The sequence below is a fragment of the Proteiniphilum propionicum genome (genome assembly GCF_022267555.1).
Classification (GTDB): Bacteria; Bacteroidota; Bacteroidia; order Bacteroidales; family Dysgonomonadaceae; genus Proteiniphilum; species Proteiniphilum propionicum.
The window spans coordinates 1200055-1219134 of sequence record NZ_CP073586.1 but is presented as its reverse complement, the minus strand read 5'-3'; the positions used below and the strand labels follow the sequence as shown (position 1 = coordinate 1219134).

Below are 19080 nucleotides of genomic sequence, written 5' to 3'. Positions count from 1 at the left end.
TATGATAAGGATGAGGGTAGAGAGCGTAATATTTCCCGGTAAACATACACACGGCATGCAAACACCCTTAAAAATCAACAAATTTGCATAAACCCTGTTTTCTTATGTTCTTTGTAGGGATTAATTGAATAATTATCATGAAACTATTTGAAAATTCTCATTGCCAATTGCAAAATTATGATTAATTTTGTTTTTATAGCGTGAACTATTCTTAAACCAAAAATATAAAGTTATGTCAGTGAACAAAGTTATCTTAGTAGGAAATGTAGGAAAGGACCCTGAAATCAAGTATTTTGACAACGACGTTGCAAAGGCGAACTTCTCGCTGGCGACCAGTGAAAGAGGTTACACAACTTCAGGGGGTACTCAGGTACCTGAACGTACTGAATGGCACAACATTGTTTGTTGGAGAGGATTGGCTCAGGTTGCGGAAAAATTTGTGAAAAAGGGAACGTTGCTTTACATCGAAGGGAAAATCCGTTCCCGCTCGTATGACGACCAGAACGGTGTGAAGAGATATATCACCGAAATTGTTGCTGATAACCTGGAGTTGCTAAGCCGCAGATCGGGTGGCGGAGAGAGTGAAAATACCGGAGGCAAACAAGATTTTTCAAATTCAACCGACACCTCCGGAGAACCGGGTGATATTTCCGAAGTGGATGATTTGCCATTCTAAATAAAAGATCGTAATTTTGCGAAAGAATGTTTTAGCGTCTGATTTTCAAAAGAAGAGGTAGAACATTCTTTTGTTTCACTAAAAAATTGCAACTTGGATCCTGACCCTTTATCGTTTCAATATATTAACTTGCAGGCTTTCGTACCTGTCCTGTCCGATTATATCTTAACAGCGCTCCTCCTCCTGTTTATTATCTCAAATGCAATTATTTCAGGATCTGAAGTTGCCTTTTTCACGGTTGAAAGAAACTTCTCCGATGATATTCACACCTCTGATGAACCAAAAAAAATCAGCATATCCAACCTTCTTAGAAAACCGGAAAAACTTTCAGCCTCAATTGTTATTGCATATAATTTGCTGAATGTAAGCATTACAGTGCTTATTATATATCTATTGAACAGATTGCCTTTTTTCGGGGGAGATGTTGTTGAGACTCTTTTACTTGAGGTAATTATTTCCATTTGTGTGGTTTTGCTTTTTGTAAATATCCTGCCAAAACTGTACGCTTCACACAACCCTCTACGTTTTGCTTCCAACAACGTATATTTTATTTACTTTATAAACAGGTTGATGAGCCCTGCATCTTCCCTGCTCGTTAAGAGCACTTCGGCAATAAGTCCTTCTTCAAAGCGATGGAAGCATGAGATATCTGTAGATGATCTTTCAAAGGCGCTTGAAATTACATCGAATGACATTACCAGGGATCAGGAAAAAGAGATGCTCGAAGGAATAATCCGCTTCAAGGACAAAACTGTTGACGATATTTTAGTCTCCAGGGGCGATATGATAGCTATAGATTTGCAAACTCCCTTTAAAGAGGTAATCGACTTTATTGTTGATGCCGGTTTCTCCCGTATTCCGGTGTTTGATGAAAATCCGGATAATATCAAAGGTATTCTTTATGTGAAAGATCTGTTGCCACATTTGGGAAAACCCAACAATTTCAGGTGGCAGTCACTTATTCGTTCCGCATACTTTGTCCCGGGGACTAAGCGTATAGACGACCTCCTTGAGGAGTTCCGTTCGAGCAAGATACATATGGCTGTGGTGGTTGATGAATATGGTGGCACGTCTGGTCTTGTTACAATGGAAGATATTCTTGAAGAGATTGTTGGCGATATAAGCGACGAGTACGACGAGGAGCTTCGTTTATACACTATTGCGGCTGATGGTTCATATATTTTCGAGGGTAAAACTCCTTTGGAGGAATTCATAAAAATCACTGGCCTGCCCGAAAAGGATTTTGAGGAGATGGCTGAAGAGGTGGGCACTCTTGCCGGATTATTACTGGAGTTGAAGGGTGATTTTCCAAAAAGAAAAGAGAGCTTCATATTCAAGAAACACACCTTTCTGGCAGAAGAGATGAGTAAAAAACGCATAACTAAAGTGCGTTATATTCCGCCTAAAATCAAGAAAACAGATTAATTGCTTGTGCATAAGCCCCACATAACGTATCTTTTATGCTTATAAGAAGAGAATATACCCAGACCGGGTGCCTTCTTGGTATCTGGAAAATGGATGAATCGCGTGAAGAGCTGTTGCTGCTCTTCCCGGAGCATCTCCGCTACGAAGCAATTGAATATATAGAAGGTATTCGCTCCGAAAGTCGTTCTATAGAATGGCTCTCCTCTCGTATAATGCTTTTGGTACTTTTAGGTGAAGAGAAAATAATCTATAACCGTAAAGACGGTAAACCATATCTTGAAGATGGCACCCATTACATAAGCATCTCACATACGAAAAATTATGCAGCAATCCTGCTCCATGAAACAGCTCCGGTTGGAATTGATATAGAAACACGTTCAGAAAGGGTGAAAAAGATAGCTTCAAAATTCATTTCAGAAGATGAATTCATTGACCCTTCACAGAAAACGGTTCATCAGCTACTGCACTGGTCTGCAAAAGAGAGTCTGTTTAAGCTTATCAACGAAGAGGGTATTGACTTTAAACAACATTTTCGCATACACCCTTTTACGCCAGCCGTGGAGGGTGTTATAGAGGCTACTGAGTCAAAAACAGGTCTGTCACAGACTTTTAATATTCATTACGAGGTGCACGCTGAATACGTTCTTACCTGGATAGCCGGAAACAACCCGGAATAAAAAAGCGCCCTGGAAATTTCCGGAGCGCTTTAGCCTATATAGCAACTATGAAAATTAATTAAACTGTAAGTGACACTCTTTTGAACAAAGTCACTGTTAGCTCTTTATCATTTTCCTTCAAGAACTGTTCAATATTTTTCTTAGAATCCTTAACATATTCCTGCTGAAGAAGTGTAGATTCTTTATAGAATTTCTGCAATGCACCCTCGGCAATCCTGTCCAGTAAATTTTCAGGCTTACCTGCTTCACGGGCTTTTTCGCGGGCTATTTCCAGTTCTTTCTCTTTAATATCAGCGGGTATCTCTTCAGCTGTAACGGCAATAGGGCTCATAGCAGCCACCTGCATTGCCACATCTTTGGCTACTTGTTTATCAACATTGACTTTATTAAATCCAACAATGGTAGCCAATTTATTACCCATATGAATATATGATGTTACATATGGAGCAGTAATATGTTCATAATAACCCAACTCCATTTTTTCACCTGTGGCACCTATTTTATCGGTAATAAGTTGTGAAACGGTACCATTGGAAAGTTCCAGAGAAAGAAGTTGTTCCAGGGTTTTAGGTTTGTGTTCGATTGCTGCATCAAGAATCTGACCGGTTAATGCAACAAACTCCTCATTTTTTGCAACAAAATCTGTCTCGCATTGTAGTGCAACCACAGCCGCGAAATCTCCTTCAGCCCTTGCTAATACGCAACCTTCCGATGCTTCGCGATCCTCACGTTTTGCAGCAACTGCCTGCCCCTTTTTACGGATTATCTCCATCGCTTTGTCGAAATCTCCGTTCGCTTCGTTAAGTGCATTTTTGCAATCCATCATTCCCGCTCCTGTCATCTTGCGCAAATGCTGGATATCTGCCATTGAAACTGCCATATACTTTATATTATATTTGTAATGTTTTATTTCTGTTATTTATACGTCAACGTCTTCGTCTGTCGCATATTTACTTACCACTGCTGCCTTCATCGCTTCCGTGTCTTCTTTCTTCACACGTTCTTTCTTGGCGGCTTTTGACTTGCGTTCCCTGCGCTGAGGAGCCTCTTCATCCTGTTCTTCAGCAGCAGCTGCATCAGCTTTTTCAATCTTACGCTCATCAAGGCCCTCTTTTATTGACTCACATAGGAACCCAATAATCATATCCACAGCTTTTGCAGCATCATCATTTGCAGGAATAACAAAATCTATATTTGTCGGGTTTGAATTGGTATCCACGATGGCAAAAACCGGTATCCCCAAACGTTCAGCCTCTTTCACTGCTATCTGTTCTTTCATCACATCCACTACAAGAAGTGCTGAAGGTAGACGTGTAAGATCCTGGATCGAACCCAGAGTTTTCTCAAGTTTTGCACGCTGGCGGGTTATCTGCAGCTTTTCACGTTTTGAAAGGGTATCGAACGTACCGTCCTTGATCATCTTATCAATATTACCCATTTTTTTCACCGCTTTCCGTATAGTAGGAAAGTTGGTCAACATTCCTCCCGGCCAGCGCTCAATAACGTAAGGCATGTTCACGCCCTGGGCTTTTTCCTCGATCACAGGCTTAGCCTGTTTTTTTGTTGCTACAAAAAGGATTTTCTTTCCAGATTTTGCAATCTGTTTAAGTGCAGCGGCAGCTTCCTCAGCTTTCGCTATAGTTTTGTAAAGGTCAATAATATGGATTCCGTTGCGCTCCATGAAAATATAGGGAGCCATCGCAGGATTCCATTTTCTTTTTAAGTGCCCGAAGTGTGCTCCGGCTTCAAGAAGTTGGTCAAATTCTAATTTTGCCATGTTTGTTGTTTTAAATAATTCGTTTACATTCTTTTTCCAAACCGAACCGTAAGGTAAATTATCCGCTCAACTTATAATAACGTGCCAGATAACGTCCTTACGATTTAGATACTAAACGTAGCAGCCTAGCGGCTGCTTTTATCTGTTCATCCGAAAATTTTGCCTGAAGATGTGGAAAATAAGCGGAACTGAAAACCAATAATTAACGTTTCGAGAATTGGAATCTCTTTCTTGCTTTTGGTTGTCCCGGTTTTTTACGTTCAACCACACGTGGATCGCGTGTCATGAACCCTTCAGCTCTCAAGGCCTGTTTATCTTCGGGATTTATCTTCACCAAAGCGCGTGCAATTCCTAATCTGGCTGCCTCTGATTGTCCTTTGCAACCGCCACCATCAAGGTTTATTCTGATGTCGTACTGATCGAGCACGTTCAGCTTGTTCAACGGCTGTTTTACTATATACTGAAGGATAGAAGAGGGAAAATAACTTTCCAGGTCGCGTTTGTTTATAACGATCTTGCCTGTACCTTCGGTTACAAAGACACGTGCCACTGCTGCTTTGCGCCTTCCTATTGCATTTACTGCTTCCATCTTTATTATTTAAGAGTATTAATATCTAATTTTTTGGGTTTCTGTGCCTGATGCGGATGCTCTTCTCCTGCATAAACAAACATGTTATTCAAAATAGCATCACTTAATTTGTTCTTAGGAAGCATTCCTTTCACCACTTTTCTGAAAAGTCTGTCGGGGCTCTTTGCCATTAAATCGGCAGGAGTATACTCCTTCTGACCTCCGGGATAGCCTGAATAGCGTAAATAGATACGGTCAGTCCACTTGCTTCCCGAGAGCTCCACTTTGTCGGCATTAACTATAATCACATTGTCGCCACAATCAACGTGCGGAGTGAAGCTTGCTTTATACTTACCCCTCAGCAATTTGGCTACTTTAGAACATAAACGCCCTAATTGCTGTCCTGTGGCATCAATCTCAACCCATTCTTTCTGTGCAGTTTCCTTATTTACAGAAATAGTCTTATAACTTAGTGTATCCACTTTTGTTGATTTTTAATTTGTAAATTAATGTGTTGTTGATTTCCATCGCTTCCCGCTTTGTCTTGCTAAGGGACATAAAGGCAAATAAAAAGCTTTAAATCAAACTCTTAATTGAAAAAAACTAATAATCGGACTGCAAAGTTACAATAATTCAGAATATTAACAAAGCATTTGATGTGATTTTCTTTTCTGGGGAAAAAAAATTTTTTCAATGCTTTTGACACTGAATTTTATCAGTAAGTAAGAAGAAAAATCACCTACCTGAATTATGATTTACTGTTATTTTTTGGTCATTTTTTAAAAAAATATAGCAGGTGTTTTTTGCCGGTTTATAAAAATAGTGTATCTTTGCACCCACAAATAACGGCTCCGTAGCTTAACTGAATAGAGCATCTGACTACGGATCAGAAGGTTACAGGTTTGAATCCTGTCGGAGTCACAACTCATTATCAAACACTTATCTATCAATCCAGGTGAGTGTTTTTTATTGACACCTCATCATCTTTCAGCAAAAACTCATTCTCATCAATCAAATACCTAAGTACAAGAATAACATCATCACGACTCTCTTCCGGAACCGAATCGACCAGGTGATTAAACCTTATCGGTCCGTCTGACTGCAATGTACTTTTCAGTTGTCCGGCAATCACACGAAACTGGTAGTTTGTTAAGCCTGTTTCGGTTTTCCTCAAACATACATCGCAATGGCCGCAATCTTGAGGATTTGCCTCGCTGAAATAGGCCAGCAACATTCTGCTGCGGCAAACATCTTCCTCCTCAGCGTACTCTATCATAGAGTATATCCTTTTCTCAAAACGCTTTCTCCTCTCTTCATAAACTGCTTTGGGAATGGTTACAAACTTAGGATCCTCACGAGAGGTTGTAAAAACAATGAAAGGCGTTTTTTTCTGCGGTACATACCTTACGTATCGTAGCCGCGACAGAGAGGTGAGTATATCATATACCTCCGCACGGCTCATACCTGTCCTTGATGCCAGCATAGATTCGTCAATATAGACATCATCTGAAAAGACACCGGTATAACTCCTGAGGATACAGTGAAGAACCTCCTCTGACCTTTTGTCCAGATGTAGAGAATACATCTCGTCACGATAAATAAGAATTCGAATTCTTGAACGCATATCTATCTCTTCCGTATATTCTATGTATCCGGCCAGCTCCAATATTTTGAGGGCATGGTGAGTGGGCAGGAATGGAAGCTTGTAAGGCATACAGAACTCATGGAGGCTAAAATCATATACACTGTTATATCCGGCTCCCACGGCCACTTGATAGTAATTTCCAAGAGCATCGTAAACCCTTACTATGAAGTCCCTGCCGGGGAATGAGTCCGAAATCCTCTTCCTAAGCTTGTCACTATCAGCTTTTGTATAGAGAATAATGGAATAGGAGCGCTCTCCGTCTCGACCGGCACGGCCAGCTTCCTGAAAATATTCTTCCGGTGAGCTGGGCAGATCCATATGAACAACTGTACGTACGTCGGGCTTGTCAATACCCATTCCAAATGCATTTGTTGCCACCATCACCCGGCAGCTGTCCTGCATCCAGGCATTCTGCCTCCCAATTTTCTCCTCATTCGGAAGCCCGGCATGGAAAAAATTGGCGGAGATACCCTCATTACGAAGATACTGTGCTATCTCTTTCGTCTGCCTGCGGCTCCTTACGTATACAATACCTGCCCCGGGCACCGACTGCAGAATATGTATCAGCTCCCCTACCTTATTATCTGCTGTCCTCACAACATATGACAAGTTATCGCGTGCAAAACTCTTTCGAAAAACCCTCTTCTCCCTAAAAAGGAGCTTATCCTGTATATCCTCAACAACCTCTTTGGTGGCTGTAGCTGTGAGAGCAAGCACAGGTATCCCCTCCAGCAAACCGCGTATTCCGGCAATCTTAAGGTAAGAGGGGCGAAAATCATACCCCCATTGTGAAATACAATGCGACTCATCTACCACCAACAGGCACACATCCATGGCCTGCAGCTTGGCAATGAATATGTCGGAGGAAAGACGTTCAGGGGAGACGTACAGAAACTTAAAATCTCCGAAAATGCAGTTTTCAAGTGTGGTTATTATTTCGTCACGTGACATGCCGGAATATACGGCTGCAGCCTTAATACCTCTTTCGCGAAGGTTGTCCACCTGATCTTTCATGAGCGATATGAGAGGGGTTACAACAAGGCATATACCTTTCATTGCCATCACCGGCACCTGAAAGGTCAGCGACTTTCCGCCGCCAGTAGGCATCAATCCAAGGGTGTCCCTTCCCTCCCATACAGACTGTATAATCTCTTCCTGCAAGGGACGAAATGAAGAATATCCCCAGAACTCATAAAGAATATTGTGAAACAAATCTGACTGCATAAGCAATACTCCTGTCTTACTTATCCCCTAATATCCTTAACCATCAACTGTGTGAACGTTTTGTTCCCATGCGTATTCTCTTCTATTGTATAACAGATATCTATTGGCAGGCCCTCTTTTATACGCTTGTAATATTCATGTTGACAAAAAGCGATGCCAGGCATGGGATTTTCGGTTGTTTCATCAATAACCTCAAGCTTAATATGGCGGTATCCCTTGCCAACAAGCTTACTGTTTCCGGAATCGAAAACGTTCCTGGTCAAAAACACAGGATTCTCATTCTCAGGGCCAAACGGGTTAAAAAGAGAGAGGCCCTCAACAAAACAAGAGGTAATCTCCGACAATGTTATCTCAGCATCTACAGTAATCTGAGGCAGCATCATCCTTGGCTCAATGCCGTCGAAAGATAGCGTATTGAAACGCGTGGTAAACTCTTCCAGGTTCTCTTCTCGCAGAGTCAATCCGGCAGCATAGGTGTGACCACCAAAATTCTCAAGTATATCACGGCACGACTCTATGGTTTTATATACATCAAAACCTGGTACCGACCTGGCTGAACCGGAAATCAACCCGTTTGATTTTGTGAGGACCACTGCAGGACGGTAATATTTTTCGGTAAGCCTAGAAGCCACAATTCCCACAATGCCTTTGTGCCACGTTTCGTTATAAATCACAAAACTCTTATGGCTACTTATATCGATGTAGTTCTCTATATATTCAATAGCCTCATCAGTGATCTTCTTATCAAGCTCACGACGATCTTCATTATATTTATCAATATTCTTGCTTTTCTCCCTGGCTGCAGTCATATCGTTTGCCAGCATCAGGTCAACCGCTTCCTTCCCGTTCATCATCCTTCCTGATGCATTGATGCGAGGCCCAATTTTAAAAACAATATCGTTTACCGTAATATGTTTCCTGTGCAGCCCGCATATCTCGATAATACCACGTAGCCCAAAGCTGGGATTGGAGTTAAGCTGCTTAAGGCCATAATGAAACATCACCCTGTTTTCACCGGTTAACGGCACAATATCGGATGCAATGCTCACTGCCACCAAGTCGAGCAATGGCTCAATATCAGAGAAAGGATAACCGTTTCGTTGCGAAAATGCCTGTACAAGCTTAAAACCTACACCACACCCTGAAAGATCATCATATGGATAAACCGAGTCTAACCTTTTTGCATCTACAACAGCAACAGCATCAGGGAGCTGATCATCAGGCATATGATGATCACAAACAATAAAGTCAATACCTTTTTCTTTAGCATAAGCGATCTTACTTACCGCTTTGATGCCGCAATCGAGAGAGATTATGAGCTTTACACCCGTGTTTAGAGCATAATCGATTCCCTGAAACGAAATGCCATACCCTTCATCGTACCGGTCGGGAATATAATAATCAATATTACTTGTTATCCCGCGAAAGAATTTGTACACCAACGAAACTGCCGTTGTGCCATCCACATCGTAATCCCCGTAAACAAGAATTCGCTCCTTGTTGCCAATAGCCCTTTCAATTCTCAAGATTGCTTTATCCATATCAGGAAGAAGAAAAGGATCGTGCAAATCTTCAAGCTTAGGATATAGAAACCTGTTTGCCTCTTCTTTCGTTTCTATTCCTCTGTTAAAAAGCAATTCAACAAGTACGGGATGTAAATTTAATTCTTCAGCTAACTCATTTTTTTTATTTTTTTGGTCGTTTGACAGGGTTGAGTAATTCCATCTGTAAGTCATTTATATCGTTTTTTTATTTTATCTCTCAGGCCCGAATTTCCACGGGGCAAGCGGCTCACTCAGGTATTACTCCCTGCCGCGGCGTATCTCGGCAATGGCTTGTTTACAGACCAATCCGAAGATGTAAAGGTAATACTATTTTTTCTTGATTCGATTATTTTAAACATTAAATAACCTATTTTCTGCTATTCAATTCTTATTCGTAACTTTGCAAATCAATTTCAATAAAAATGAAGATAGCAGCTTTAGTTTCAGGCGGAGTAGACAGTTCGGTTGTGGTGCATCAGTTGAAAGAGATGGGCTACGATCCGACAATTTATTACATAAAAATAGGGATGGAAGACAAAGACGGCTATATTGATTGTCCTTCGGAGGAAGATATAGAGATAGTGTCATACATTGCTGCTAAATATGGCTGCAATTTCGAGGTTGTATCGTTACACAAGGAATATTGGGACAGCGTAGTCCGATACACAATTGAGTCAGTCAAACGAGGCCTTACTCCCAATCCCGATATGATGTGCAACAAGCTGATAAAGTTCGGAATATTTGAACAAAAATGGGGACACTGTTTCGACAAGATTGCCACCGGCCATTATGCAACAACAACAGAACAAGAGGGCCTGACCTGGCTCTCTACGGCGAAAGACCGCGTTAAGGACCAAACATATTTCCTGGGACAGATAAACTATGTACAGATATCCAGGCTGATGTTCCCCATTGGCAACCTGCTTAAATCGGAAGTACGGGCAATTGCTGCAAAGCAGAAACTGCCATCGGCGCAACGCAAAGACAGCCAGGGAATATGCTTCCTAGGGAAAGTAAATTATAACGATTTTATTGAACGATATCTGGGGCGTAAGGAAGGGCTTATAGTTGAGCTTGAAACTGGCAATATACTGGGAAAACATCAGGGGTTCTGGTTCCACACCATCGGCCAGCGCAAAGGGCTTGGATTGAGTGGTGGCCCCTGGTTCGTGATAAAAAAAGATGTAGACAGGAATATAGTATATGTTTCAAAAGGATACGATACTAAACATCAATACGGAGAAGTTATCAATCTTCAGGGCTTTGATTTTATTACCGGAGATGTGTGGGGCGACTTCGATGACGAGAAAGAGATAACGTTCAAAATAAGGCATACACCAGAATTCACCAGTGGAAAGATTTCCAAAATAGGCGATATGTACCGTATTTACTCCGATAAACCCATACAGGGGATAGCTGCAGGACAGTTTGGCGTTGTGTATGACAAAGAGTGCCGTTTATGCCTGGGCAGCGGTATGATTATCTGATCTGTTTGATTTTTCGCCCCGTTTTACTAACTTTGCGGCAGTAACACACTGACCGGATATAAAAGTTTTACTCAACAGTTTCTGCCCCTTAATCCGCTTAGTATAAAAAACAATAGAATATGAAAAAAATCGCCTCCTTACTCTCAGTTTTTCTGCTATTGCCCCTTTCTAAAGCAGCTGCACAATTCGATGGTACCATTGGCACAGGCGCCCATGTGGGTTACGGATCGGGAATAAACAGCCCCGGAAGCGGGGTTCATATTCACTACTATTATGCCAACAATATACGGTTTGCACCCTCATTTACCCATTTTCTTGAGCGAAAAGGTGAAAGCATGTGGATGATAGATACCGATGCCCATTTCATTATTCCTATTTCTCTCTCGTCATCACTCTACCCGGTAACAGGCGTACACTTTTCAAATTGGAAACACGAAGCAACAATAAAAGGAGATATCCTCACAGAGGGCCGGAGTGATCACCGTATAGGTATTAACCTTGGAGGTGGGTTCCAACATGACATAGGCTACAAGATCAGGGCAAATTTTGAATTGAAATACCAGTTCATTCAAAATTATTCGCAGGCTGTTTTTACCGCCGGAATAGGATTCTGGTTTTGAAAAATAGACCAATTATATGAAAGACTTTATTGTCAACGAGATTAAAAATGAAACCGCCGTTCTGGTCGGGCTCATCACACCCGAGCAGAACGAAGAAAAGGTGAACGAGTACCTGAATGAGCTGGCATTCCTTGCCGAGACGGCAGGACTTGCACCGGGGAAACGCTTTGTCCAGCGTATGGATATACCCAACTCCACTACATTTGTGGGCAAGGGAAAGCTCCTGGAGATTGAGGACTACGTGAAAGACAAAGAGAATGAAGTTGGCGTTGTGATATTTGATGATGAGTTGTCTGCCAGGCAGCTCCGTAATATTGAGGGGGAGCTTCAGGTACGCATTATGGATCGTACAAGCCTTATTCTTGATATTTTCGCGATGCGTGCAAAGACAGCCCACGCCAAAGCACAGGTTGAGCTGGCACAATACCAGTACCTGCTTCCCAGGCTCACCCGAATGTGGACTCACCTTGAGAGGCAGAGGGGAGGCGGGGGGACCATTATGCGCGGGCCGGGTGAGACACAGCTGGAGACCGACCGACGAATCATTCTCGACAAGATTACCCGTTTGAAACAGGAACTGAAAGATATCGACAAACAGAAGTCCGTACAACGAAAGAACCGGGGTAAACTGGTACGTGTAGCCCTGGTAGGCTACACAAACGTAGGAAAATCGACCCTGATGAACCTTCTAAGCAAGAGTGAGGTTTTTGCTGAGAACAAACTATTCGCAACTCTTGATACCACTGTACGAAAGGTTACAGTGCAAAACCTGCCGTTTCTGCTTACCGACACTGTCGGATTTATACGCAAACTGCCCACTCACCTTATAGAATCGTTTAAATCGACGCTTGACGAAGTGCGTGAAGCTGACATCCTCATGCATGTGGTGGACATTTCACATCCTGCTTTCGAAGAGCAGATAAATGTGGTAGAGAAGACTCTCTACGAGATCGATGATACCGAAAAACCGTCAATCCTGGTTTTTAACAAGATCGATGCTTTTACACATGTCGTTAAAGATGAAGACGACCTTACGCCAAAAAAACGTGAAAACTATACACTTGAAGAGCTTAAACAAACATGGCTAAGTAAGATAAAAGAAAACTGCATTTTCATCTCTGCTAAAGAGAAAGAGAATATTGAAGTTCTGAAACAACTTATCTACGATAAGGTGAAGGAGATACATATTCAACGCTTCCCCTATAACGATTTTTTATACCAAATATTTGAGGAAGAATAAAAAATAGTTAATACTCCAGTTTTTTGAAAAAACATAATTACAGCCAAAACAGCAAACAACCCTAAACTGCCTGCCGGTAGCGCATAACTACACGTTATGGCGTTCTATCTGTCCATCTTACATAGCTCTCTGTTCAGCGAAATTACAGCATCCTCATATTGCTCGCGTGCAATTACGAACTGCATATTGACCTGCATAAGCGATTGGGCAAAACTCTCTATATTAATACCATTCTCATATAGTGCTTTTGCTGCTCTGTACAAAAAACCGGGCATTGCAATATTGCTTCCCATTACACAGACAATGGCAGAAGGTTTTGCGGTTACCTGATAAAACACATCATTTAAAACCTTAATTAGTTCGTTGCTTTTTTCGTTCTCCCATACAACCATGGTTATTGAGTTTGCATTGGTCGATTTAAGAATGTAGCTCACCCCATACTTCACGAAATACTGCATAATTCGCCCGTCAAAACCTACTTCTCCCACCATCATAGGGTCGTGTATCTCTATTGCAGTCACCTTGCGCGACCCTGATACTATCTCCACTCGCGGTTCGGGCGAAATATAATCACGGGAAATAAGAGTACCGGGATGATCGGGATCGAATGTGTTCTTTATTCGAATATTGATCCCGGCCAACTCGAGAGGTTTAGCCGCTTTGGGATGAATAGCCTCCATACCGATATCAGCCAGCTGATCAGCAATTATGTAATTAGTATGGCCAACAGGGATACTGTTCTCCACACCCACAATCTTGGGATCGGCACTCGAGAGGTGGTACTCCTTGTGAATAACTGCCTCTTCGGCTTTCACCTCAACGGCAATCTTGCTGAAAGTAACCTCGCTGTAACCTCTGTCAAAGGCGCGCATGATACCTTCTGTGCCCTTGGTATAGCCGGTTGCGATACACAGCACATTGCTAAAGTCAATTCCACTGAACTCCTTGTGTATTCGCTTGTCAATTGTTAAAGGCTCATTGTCGTTAAAGCCGCAAAGATCGATAAACCGTGCATTAATGCCGTTGTTGTTAAGCATATTTACGGAGTTCCATCCCGAATGGGCCTCCCCGATGGATGCCAGTATTTCGCGGGCAGCAAGATAGATATCGGTACGGTTTACATATCCCGATGCCAACACCTTTCCAAGGCTGTACAAAACAGTCTTGGCCTGATCAACACGAAACCGGATAAAGTCTCTTGCCTCTTTCAGGTCCAGACCATAATCGGCAAACCCGTCGTTTATAAGTAGAAGACGCTGGCAAAATGAGTCCAGTGCGCTACTGTAATCTTCCCCGTTAAGGAATTTATTATAGATACCCGGCTCACCTGTTTTCTTATGTTCCAGCAGCCAGTTGGTCACGTTGTTGTAAGCCGAAACCACGAAAATCCGGTTATATAGCTGATCGCTCTTTCGGTTCCCTATGATAATATTCTGCAATACGTCCTGAAACTGGGACATTGAGGTACCCCCTATTTTTTCTACTGTAAGCATATGAAAAATGGATATTTATTAATACGGATTATAAATTATAAGTCCCGATTGTGAACTGCTTCAGCAAACAAAGATAGATGATTAATCTATATATTTGTTTCTACTTTATACTTTCTATCGCCGAGCATCCTTTCAGAAGTTCTTAAGCTCCCTGTAAACCTTAAAAACCGGTAAACCCATTACATTAAAATATGATCCCTGAATGCGCTCTACAGCAATGTAGCCTATCCACTCCTGCACACCGTATGCGCCTGCCTTATCCATTGGATTGTAAGCTGATACATAATAATCAATCTCTTCGTCGCTCAACACCCCGAATGTTACATGTGCTACATCGGAAAAAGCGACCTGTTTCACAGCAGAGGTGAGACAGACACCTGTTACCACTCGGTGAGTCTCTCCTGAAAGGAGGCGAAGCATACGTTTTGCATCTTCTTTATCAGCCGGTTTCCCAAGTATCATGCCATTGAGCAACACAACAGTGTCTGCTGTGATAATCAGCTCATCATCTCTTAACTCCGGAAGACAAGCAGATGCTTTTCTCCGTGCGAGGAACTCTGCGACCTCTTCATGGGGAAGTGTATCGGGGTATGCTTCGTCGATACCGGGTAATGAGCGAAGTTCATACTGAACGTCGATACCGGAAAGCAACTCCCTGCGTCGCGGTGAGTTGGAAGCCAAAATAATTCTGTAACTGGTCAACTTCATAATACGCCGCGAATCCTGGTTAATTTTACCAGAAGATCTTCCAGAAGGTTTAGCGGAAGCATATTTGCTCCATCCGACCCGGCATTTTCAGGATCAGGATGCGTTTCAATAAATAAACCGTCGGCACCCACTGCTATTGCCGCTTTTGCAATGGTTTCTATCAACTGAGGCTGCCCGCCCGTCACACCCGATACCTGGTTAGGCTGTTGCAGGCTGTGTGTCACATCCATCACAACGGGAAAACCAAACTCTTTCATAGTGGGTATTCCACGAAAATCGACCACCAGATCTCCATATCCGAAAGTGGTGCCCCGCTCCGTGAGTATCACCTTTTGGTTACCGCAGTCACTCACCTTCTGCGCAGCAAACCGCATTGCATCGGGTGAAAGGAACTGGCCCTTTTTAATGTTAACCACCTTCCCCGTCTTTGCTGCGGCAACAAGCAGTTCGGTCTGGCGACAAAGGAAAGCCGGTATCTGCAGCATATCAACGTAGCCCGCAGCCATCTCGGCTTCAGAGCTCTCATGGATATCAGTAACAACCGGAATGCCGAAAGTGTCGCGCACCTTGCCCAATATTTTCAACGCTTTTTCATCACCTATCCCTGTAAAGGAGTCAACTCTCGAACGGTTCGCTTTGCGATATGAACCTTTAAAGACATATGGAATGCCTAATTTTTCGGTGATCACTTTAATTTTTTCCGCTATCCTCAATGCCATATCTTCAGATTCAATGACGCAAGGCCCGGCAAGCAGAAAAAAATTCCCTGATTCTAAATAGGAAAAATCCATTGTTTTATTTTTAACATTATTAACCAAAACTTTAACCTTAAGTGGTTTTACAACTCATGCATATTGCTTTTAGCTGAAATTTTTCAACATAACCTTTTACCCGATACAAAGATAAATATTTTGAGTTAATGTTCGGATATACGTTTTATTAAATATTCCAGCACAAGAAAAGTCCCGTTCACCTCAATCTCTATTTTTTGATTGTCGCTAACTTCGGAACGCTTACAGCTCTGGAGAAACTATTTTCCACATGTAGCAGAAAACAAAACGAAGATAGACCTGGAAGAGATCGCACGCAAATATCATTTGACAGGAGCAAATATTGTAAACGTAATTCAGTATGCCGGCCTAAAAACAGTGGATAATAAATCAGCCACTATTTCGGCAGATGACCTGTTGAAAAGGATTCGCAAGGAATATGAAAAAGAGGGTAAAATGATGCGACAATAGTAGATATATTTTTTGCATATATTGCCTTCAACAAAGAAGATAACAGGGATCCTGTCCGAAATAATCCGGGATTATGTTCCATATTGAGGGGATAGAAATGTTTGTTATTGCTATCTTTGCAGAAAAAAGATGATAGTTGATCTCTGTCCATCCCCCGCCCTCTATCCATTTTACAAAAGAGGAAATGACACCGTTGTAGTGGTGGATGTCTTCAGGGCTTCTGCCACAATGTGCGCAATACTACACAATGGTGCAACCGCGATAATCCCCGTAGCTGATATAGAGGAGGCTAAGCGATACAAATCGGAAGAATTTCTTGTAGGTGCTGAAAGAGATACACGCAAATGTGATTTTGCCGATTTTGGCAATTCTCCGTTCGACTACATACGTGAAAAAGTTGCAGGAAAGGAAATTGTGTTTACCACAACAAATGGTACAAGAGCCATTGAGATGGGGAGTGAAAGCAAGAAACTATATGTAGGCACCTTTTCCAATATAGGAGCATTAGCTGAGAAATGCGCAGAGAAATCTGAGAGGGTTGTGATTATCTGTGCTGGATGGAACAACAGGGTAAATATTGAAGATATGCTTTTCGGTGGTGCCTTTGCTGAAAAAATATCAGGTATATCGAAAATGCTTATCGGCTCAGATTCGTTGAGGATAGCCCTTGAATTGTGGAAACAGGCAAAACAAGACCCGCTGGCATATCTTAAAGAAAGTGATCATTACCGACGACTTAAAGCCAACGGCGCCGAAGGTGATGCTGATTACTGCCTAAGACCTGACACTGTTAAAATTGTACCTTATTACGACAGCTATACAAAAAGATTGAAAGCGTTGTCATGAGGGCAATGTCCTCACTCATCCCAGTCGAAGTCGTCCATACTGAAAGACCCGGTAAACTGTTCCAGATCACGACGCTCTTTTTTAGTAGGGCGGCCCGTACCTCGCTGCCTGTCGACAAAACCGCTGATCTTGTTCATCTCAAGTATTTCGTATTCTTCGGGCGAAGTAACATTTTCCATAAACTGAGGCACCATCTTCGCACCCATACGTTTGTCCGCAGTAGCGAGTACCTTAAATGAAAAGGTGATCGGGGATTTTCGCACCTGCACAACCTCGCCCGCACGAATAGTTCTGGAAGGCTTTACCGTAATGTTGTCAATCATCACTCTCCCCTTCTTGCAGGCATCGGTGGCAATTGTACGTGTTTTAAAAATTCGTACTGCCCACAACCATTTATCTATCCGTACTTCATCCATGAAAGTGAAACTCTAAATTTTATTGATAAGTTTGCACCTAAAAAATCTTCGTAATAAAAAATTATTATTCATTATTCATTGAATGTCAGCATAAATACTACTGCCACTCAATATGTCATTCACGCCCTATCTGTTGTTATAATCATTCATAGTTATATCTATACCCGCCAGGCAAAAACTGCGTATAATGTCCACGGCGGTTTCAATTCGTTCTGGCAGTTGCAGCTTCTCCTCTGTTGTGAATTCGTCAAGCACAAAGTCGACCTGTCCGCCACGATGAAAATCGCTACCTATGCCAAACCTGAGACGCGGATAATTCTGCCCAATAAGGCCTTGAATATGTCTTAGCCCGTTGTGGCCTGCATCACTCCCTTTAGCTTTCAGTCGAAGTGTGCCAAAAGGCAGAGCCAGATCATCAACCACAACTAGAAGATGGCTGTTTTCAATCTTCTCCTTCTGCAGCCAGTATCTAACGGCGTTGCCGCTCAGGTTCATAAAGGTAGAGGGTTTAAGAAGGATTAACGATCTGTTTTTGAGCCGCATCTCAGCTACAAAACCATACCGCCTATCTTCAAAAACAGCATTGGACGCCTTTGCAAAAGCGTCCAACACCATAAACCCAATATTGTGGCGGGTTTGCTCATAATCGGGCCCGATATTTCCCAATCCCGCTATCAAATATTTCATACGATTAAAACTATTTTTTCAAATGTATCGTATGAAACTCGCTTTAATCATATACTTGAACGATAATGATTTTCATGCTCGTTTCATTTTATCATTTTAGTGTAAACCAAGTAGTATCCGCCTTAGCTTACCGCTGTTATTCAGCTTTTGCAGCAGCACCTCTGGCAGCACGGGTCAGCTGGACGCGACACACAACTGCATTCTTGGCATTCAATACCTCAAGGTCCTCGAAGCTAAGCTGTCCAACCTGAATAGATTTGCCCAACTCCAATTCATCCACGTTTACCAACAGCTCTTCGGGCAACTTGGTATGCAGAGCTTTAACTTTCAGTTTACGCATATCAAGAGACAACTTACCTCCGGCTTTCACTCCGGCAGCCAAGCCTGTCAAGCGCACGGGTAATTCAATCACTATCGGCACATCATCGAACACATGCAGGAAATCGATATGAAGAATAGTATCTTTTACAGGATGAAACTGAACTTCTTTCAGAACGGCCAATAATTTATTATCCCCAAGATCAAGATTTACCAGAAAAACCTCAGGTGTATAAATCAAGTTACGCACATCTCCGCTTTTCACTACAAAATTTACGTTTTCCTGACCATGTCCACCGTAAACAACGCAAGGTATAAGCCCTTCACTGCGGTATGCCCTTGCTGCCTTTTTCCCGAAATCATCCCTGATCTCGCCTTTTAATTCAAATCTTTTCATTTTAAAAATTGTTTGTGTTACTCAAAATAAAGTTCAACTTATTCAAACTATTCCTAATAACAGCAAAGCGCAATTAAACTTGTCTTTTGCC

At 42.2% G+C, this 19080-nt stretch carries 20 protein-coding genes and 1 tRNA gene; 9 read left to right on the top strand and 12 right to left on the bottom strand.

The window, feature by feature from the left end; all coding sequences use genetic code 11:
- Window positions 1-232: 232 nt before the first annotated feature.
- The 3 genes from KDN43_RS04720 to KDN43_RS04710 all read left to right on the top strand — a co-directional run bounded on the left by KDN43_RS04720 (window position 233) and on the right by KDN43_RS04710 (window position 2778).
- Complete coding sequence (locus tag KDN43_RS04720; protein ID WP_238868527.1) at window positions 233-676, top strand: single-stranded DNA-binding protein; 444 nt, start codon at window positions 233-235, stop codon at window positions 674-676.
- Between the two features lie 93 nt (window positions 677-769).
- Window positions 770-2101 carry a gliding motility-associated protein GldE gene (gene gldE, locus KDN43_RS04715; RefSeq protein ID WP_238868526.1) on the top strand — a complete coding sequence of 444 codons (1332 nt, stop codon included), beginning with the start codon at window positions 770-772 and terminating at the stop codon, window positions 2099-2101.
- 35 nt (window positions 2102-2136) lie between these two features.
- The gene (locus KDN43_RS04710; protein WP_238868525.1) at window positions 2137-2778 is read left to right on the top strand and encodes a 4'-phosphopantetheinyl transferase family protein; all 642 of its coding nucleotides are present in this window, start codon (window positions 2137-2139) and stop codon (window positions 2776-2778) included.
- A 58-nt stretch (window positions 2779-2836) separates the two neighbouring features.
- Here KDN43_RS04710 and tsf read toward each other — a convergent pair whose 3' ends face one another.
- The 4 genes from tsf to rplM all read right to left on the bottom strand — a co-directional run bounded on the left by tsf (window position 2837) and on the right by rplM (window position 5605).
- Complete coding sequence (gene tsf / locus KDN43_RS04705) at window positions 2837-3658, bottom strand: translation elongation factor Ts (RefSeq protein WP_238868524.1); 822 nt, start codon at window positions 3656-3658, stop codon at window positions 2837-2839.
- Window positions 3659-3697: 39 nt separating this feature from the next.
- Entirely contained in the window at window positions 3698-4555 is an 858-nt protein-coding gene (rpsB, locus tag KDN43_RS04700) for a 30S ribosomal protein S2 (protein WP_238868523.1), read from the bottom strand.
- 202 nt (window positions 4556-4757) lie between these two features.
- The gene (gene rpsI, locus KDN43_RS04695) at window positions 4758-5144 is read right to left on the bottom strand and encodes a 30S ribosomal protein S9 (RefSeq protein ID WP_238868522.1); all 387 of its coding nucleotides are present in this window, start codon (window positions 5142-5144) and stop codon (window positions 4758-4760) included.
- A gap of 5 nt (window positions 5145-5149) precedes the next feature.
- A complete protein-coding gene (rplM, locus tag KDN43_RS04690) occupies window positions 5150-5605 on the bottom strand; it encodes a 50S ribosomal protein L13 (RefSeq protein ID WP_238868521.1) in 456 nt (151 codons plus the stop codon).
- A gap of 365 nt (window positions 5606-5970) precedes the next feature.
- Here rplM and KDN43_RS04685 point away from each other — a divergent pair.
- Window positions 5971-6044, top strand: a tRNA-Arg gene (locus KDN43_RS04685).
- A 25-nt stretch (window positions 6045-6069) separates the two neighbouring features.
- Here KDN43_RS04685 and KDN43_RS04680 read toward each other — a convergent pair.
- Together KDN43_RS04680 and recJ are read right to left on the bottom strand one after the other, a co-directional pair.
- Window positions 6070-7992 carry a RecQ family ATP-dependent DNA helicase gene (locus tag KDN43_RS04680; RefSeq protein ID WP_238868520.1) on the bottom strand — a complete coding sequence of 641 codons (1923 nt, stop codon included), beginning with the start codon at window positions 7990-7992 and terminating at the stop codon, window positions 6070-6072.
- A gap of 20 nt (window positions 7993-8012) precedes the next feature.
- Complete coding sequence (gene recJ / locus KDN43_RS04675; protein ID WP_238868519.1) at window positions 8013-9728, bottom strand: single-stranded-DNA-specific exonuclease RecJ; 1716 nt, start codon at window positions 9726-9728, stop codon at window positions 8013-8015.
- Between the two features lie 230 nt (window positions 9729-9958).
- Between recJ and mnmA the strand changes: the two genes are divergently transcribed.
- The 3 genes from mnmA (at window position 9959) to hflX (ending at window position 12883) form a co-directional block, all read left to right on the top strand.
- A complete protein-coding gene (mnmA, locus tag KDN43_RS04670; RefSeq protein WP_238868518.1) occupies window positions 9959-11023 on the top strand; it encodes a tRNA 2-thiouridine(34) synthase MnmA in 1065 nt (354 codons plus the stop codon).
- A 119-nt stretch (window positions 11024-11142) separates the two neighbouring features.
- Entirely contained in the window at window positions 11143-11643 is a 501-nt protein-coding gene (locus KDN43_RS04665; protein ID WP_238868517.1) for a hypothetical protein, read from the top strand.
- A gap of 16 nt (window positions 11644-11659) precedes the next feature.
- Window positions 11660-12883 carry a GTPase HflX gene (hflX, locus tag KDN43_RS04660; protein ID WP_238868516.1) on the top strand — a complete coding sequence of 408 codons (1224 nt, stop codon included), beginning with the start codon at window positions 11660-11662 and terminating at the stop codon, window positions 12881-12883.
- A gap of 104 nt (window positions 12884-12987) precedes the next feature.
- Here hflX and KDN43_RS04655 read toward each other — a convergent pair whose 3' ends face one another.
- The 3 genes from KDN43_RS04655 to kdsA form a co-directional block, all read right to left on the bottom strand.
- Window positions 12988-14376 carry an aspartate kinase gene (locus KDN43_RS04655; RefSeq protein ID WP_256448720.1) on the bottom strand — a complete coding sequence of 463 codons (1389 nt, stop codon included), beginning with the start codon at window positions 14374-14376 and terminating at the stop codon, window positions 12988-12990.
- A 132-nt stretch (window positions 14377-14508) separates the two neighbouring features.
- On the bottom strand, window positions 14509-15084 hold the full coding sequence (locus KDN43_RS04650; protein ID WP_238868514.1) for a Maf-like protein: 576 nt from the start codon (window positions 15082-15084) through the stop codon (window positions 14509-14511).
- Window positions 15081-15875, bottom strand: coding sequence for a 3-deoxy-8-phosphooctulonate synthase (kdsA, locus tag KDN43_RS04645; RefSeq protein ID WP_238868513.1), 795 nt, complete (start codon window positions 15873-15875; stop codon window positions 15081-15083). Before kdsA ends, KDN43_RS04650 begins: the two co-directional genes overlap by 4 nt.
- Before the next feature lie 201 nt (window positions 15876-16076).
- Between kdsA and KDN43_RS04640 the strand changes: the two genes are divergently transcribed.
- Window positions 16077-16325 carry a hypothetical protein gene (locus KDN43_RS04640; protein WP_238868512.1) on the top strand — a complete coding sequence of 83 codons (249 nt, stop codon included), beginning with the start codon at window positions 16077-16079 and terminating at the stop codon, window positions 16323-16325.
- A 129-nt stretch (window positions 16326-16454) separates the two neighbouring features.
- On the top strand, window positions 16455-17171 hold the full coding sequence (locus tag KDN43_RS04635; RefSeq protein WP_238868511.1) for a 2-phosphosulfolactate phosphatase: 717 nt from the start codon (window positions 16455-16457) through the stop codon (window positions 17169-17171).
- 11 nt (window positions 17172-17182) lie between these two features.
- On the opposite strand, the gene KDN43_RS04630 is transcribed toward KDN43_RS04635, so the two are convergent.
- The 3 genes from KDN43_RS04630 to KDN43_RS04620 form a co-directional block, all read right to left on the bottom strand.
- Complete coding sequence (locus KDN43_RS04630; RefSeq protein ID WP_238868510.1) at window positions 17183-17587, bottom strand: RNA-binding S4 domain-containing protein; 405 nt, start codon at window positions 17585-17587, stop codon at window positions 17183-17185.
- Between the two features lie 126 nt (window positions 17588-17713).
- The gene (gene pth, locus KDN43_RS04625) at window positions 17714-18274 is read right to left on the bottom strand and encodes an aminoacyl-tRNA hydrolase (protein WP_238868509.1); all 561 of its coding nucleotides are present in this window, start codon (window positions 18272-18274) and stop codon (window positions 17714-17716) included.
- A gap of 136 nt (window positions 18275-18410) precedes the next feature.
- Window positions 18411-18989 (bottom strand): 50S ribosomal protein L25/general stress protein Ctc, encoded by a 579-nt coding sequence (locus KDN43_RS04620; RefSeq protein WP_238868508.1) that lies wholly within the window; start codon window positions 18987-18989, stop codon window positions 18411-18413.
- Window positions 18990-19080: the final 91 nt, after the last annotated feature.

What these genes read in the sequence shown, in the direction of transcription:
- pth (WP_238868509.1), bottom strand. Translation starts at nt 18,274, where the DNA reads ATGAAATATTTGATAGCGGGATTGGGAAATATCGGGCCCGATTATGAG.
- KDN43_RS04655 (WP_256448720.1), bottom strand. Translation starts at nt 14,376, where the DNA reads ATGCTTACAGTAGAAAAAATAGGGGGTACCTCAATGTCCCAGTTTCAG.
- KDN43_RS04650 (WP_238868514.1), bottom strand. Translation starts at nt 15,084, where the DNA reads ATGAAGTTGACCAGTTACAGAATTATTTTGGCTTCCAACTCACCGCGA.
- KDN43_RS04710 (WP_238868525.1), top strand. Translation starts at nt 2,137, where the DNA reads ATGCTTATAAGAAGAGAATATACCCAGACCGGGTGCCTTCTTGGTATC.
- rpsI (WP_238868522.1), bottom strand. Translation starts at nt 5,144, where the DNA reads ATGGAAGCAGTAAATGCAATAGGAAGGCGCAAAGCAGCAGTGGCACGT.
- hflX (WP_238868516.1), top strand. Translation starts at nt 11,660, where the DNA reads ATGAAAGACTTTATTGTCAACGAGATTAAAAATGAAACCGCCGTTCTG.
- KDN43_RS04665 (WP_238868517.1), top strand. Translation starts at nt 11,143, where the DNA reads ATGAAAAAAATCGCCTCCTTACTCTCAGTTTTTCTGCTATTGCCCCTT.
- KDN43_RS04635 (WP_238868511.1), top strand. Translation starts at nt 16,455, where the DNA reads ATGATAGTTGATCTCTGTCCATCCCCCGCCCTCTATCCATTTTACAAA.
- KDN43_RS04620 (WP_238868508.1), bottom strand. Translation starts at nt 18,989, where the DNA reads ATGAAAAGATTTGAATTAAAAGGCGAGATCAGGGATGATTTCGGGAAA.
- KDN43_RS04630 (WP_238868510.1), bottom strand. Translation starts at nt 17,587, where the DNA reads ATGGATGAAGTACGGATAGATAAATGGTTGTGGGCAGTACGAATTTTT.
- kdsA (WP_238868513.1), bottom strand. Translation starts at nt 15,875, where the DNA reads ATGGATTTTTCCTATTTAGAATCAGGGAATTTTTTTCTGCTTGCCGGG.
- KDN43_RS04680 (WP_238868520.1), bottom strand. Translation starts at nt 7,992, where the DNA reads ATGCAGTCAGATTTGTTTCACAATATTCTTTATGAGTTCTGGGGATAT.
- KDN43_RS04720 (WP_238868527.1), top strand. Translation starts at nt 233, where the DNA reads ATGTCAGTGAACAAAGTTATCTTAGTAGGAAATGTAGGAAAGGACCCT.
- tsf (WP_238868524.1), bottom strand. Translation starts at nt 3,658, where the DNA reads ATGGCAGTTTCAATGGCAGATATCCAGCATTTGCGCAAGATGACAGGA.
- mnmA (WP_238868518.1), top strand. Translation starts at nt 9,959, where the DNA reads ATGAAGATAGCAGCTTTAGTTTCAGGCGGAGTAGACAGTTCGGTTGTG.
- recJ (WP_238868519.1), bottom strand. Translation starts at nt 9,728, where the DNA reads ATGACTTACAGATGGAATTACTCAACCCTGTCAAACGACCAAAAAAAT.
- rpsB (WP_238868523.1), bottom strand. Translation starts at nt 4,555, where the DNA reads ATGGCAAAATTAGAATTTGACCAACTTCTTGAAGCCGGAGCACACTTC.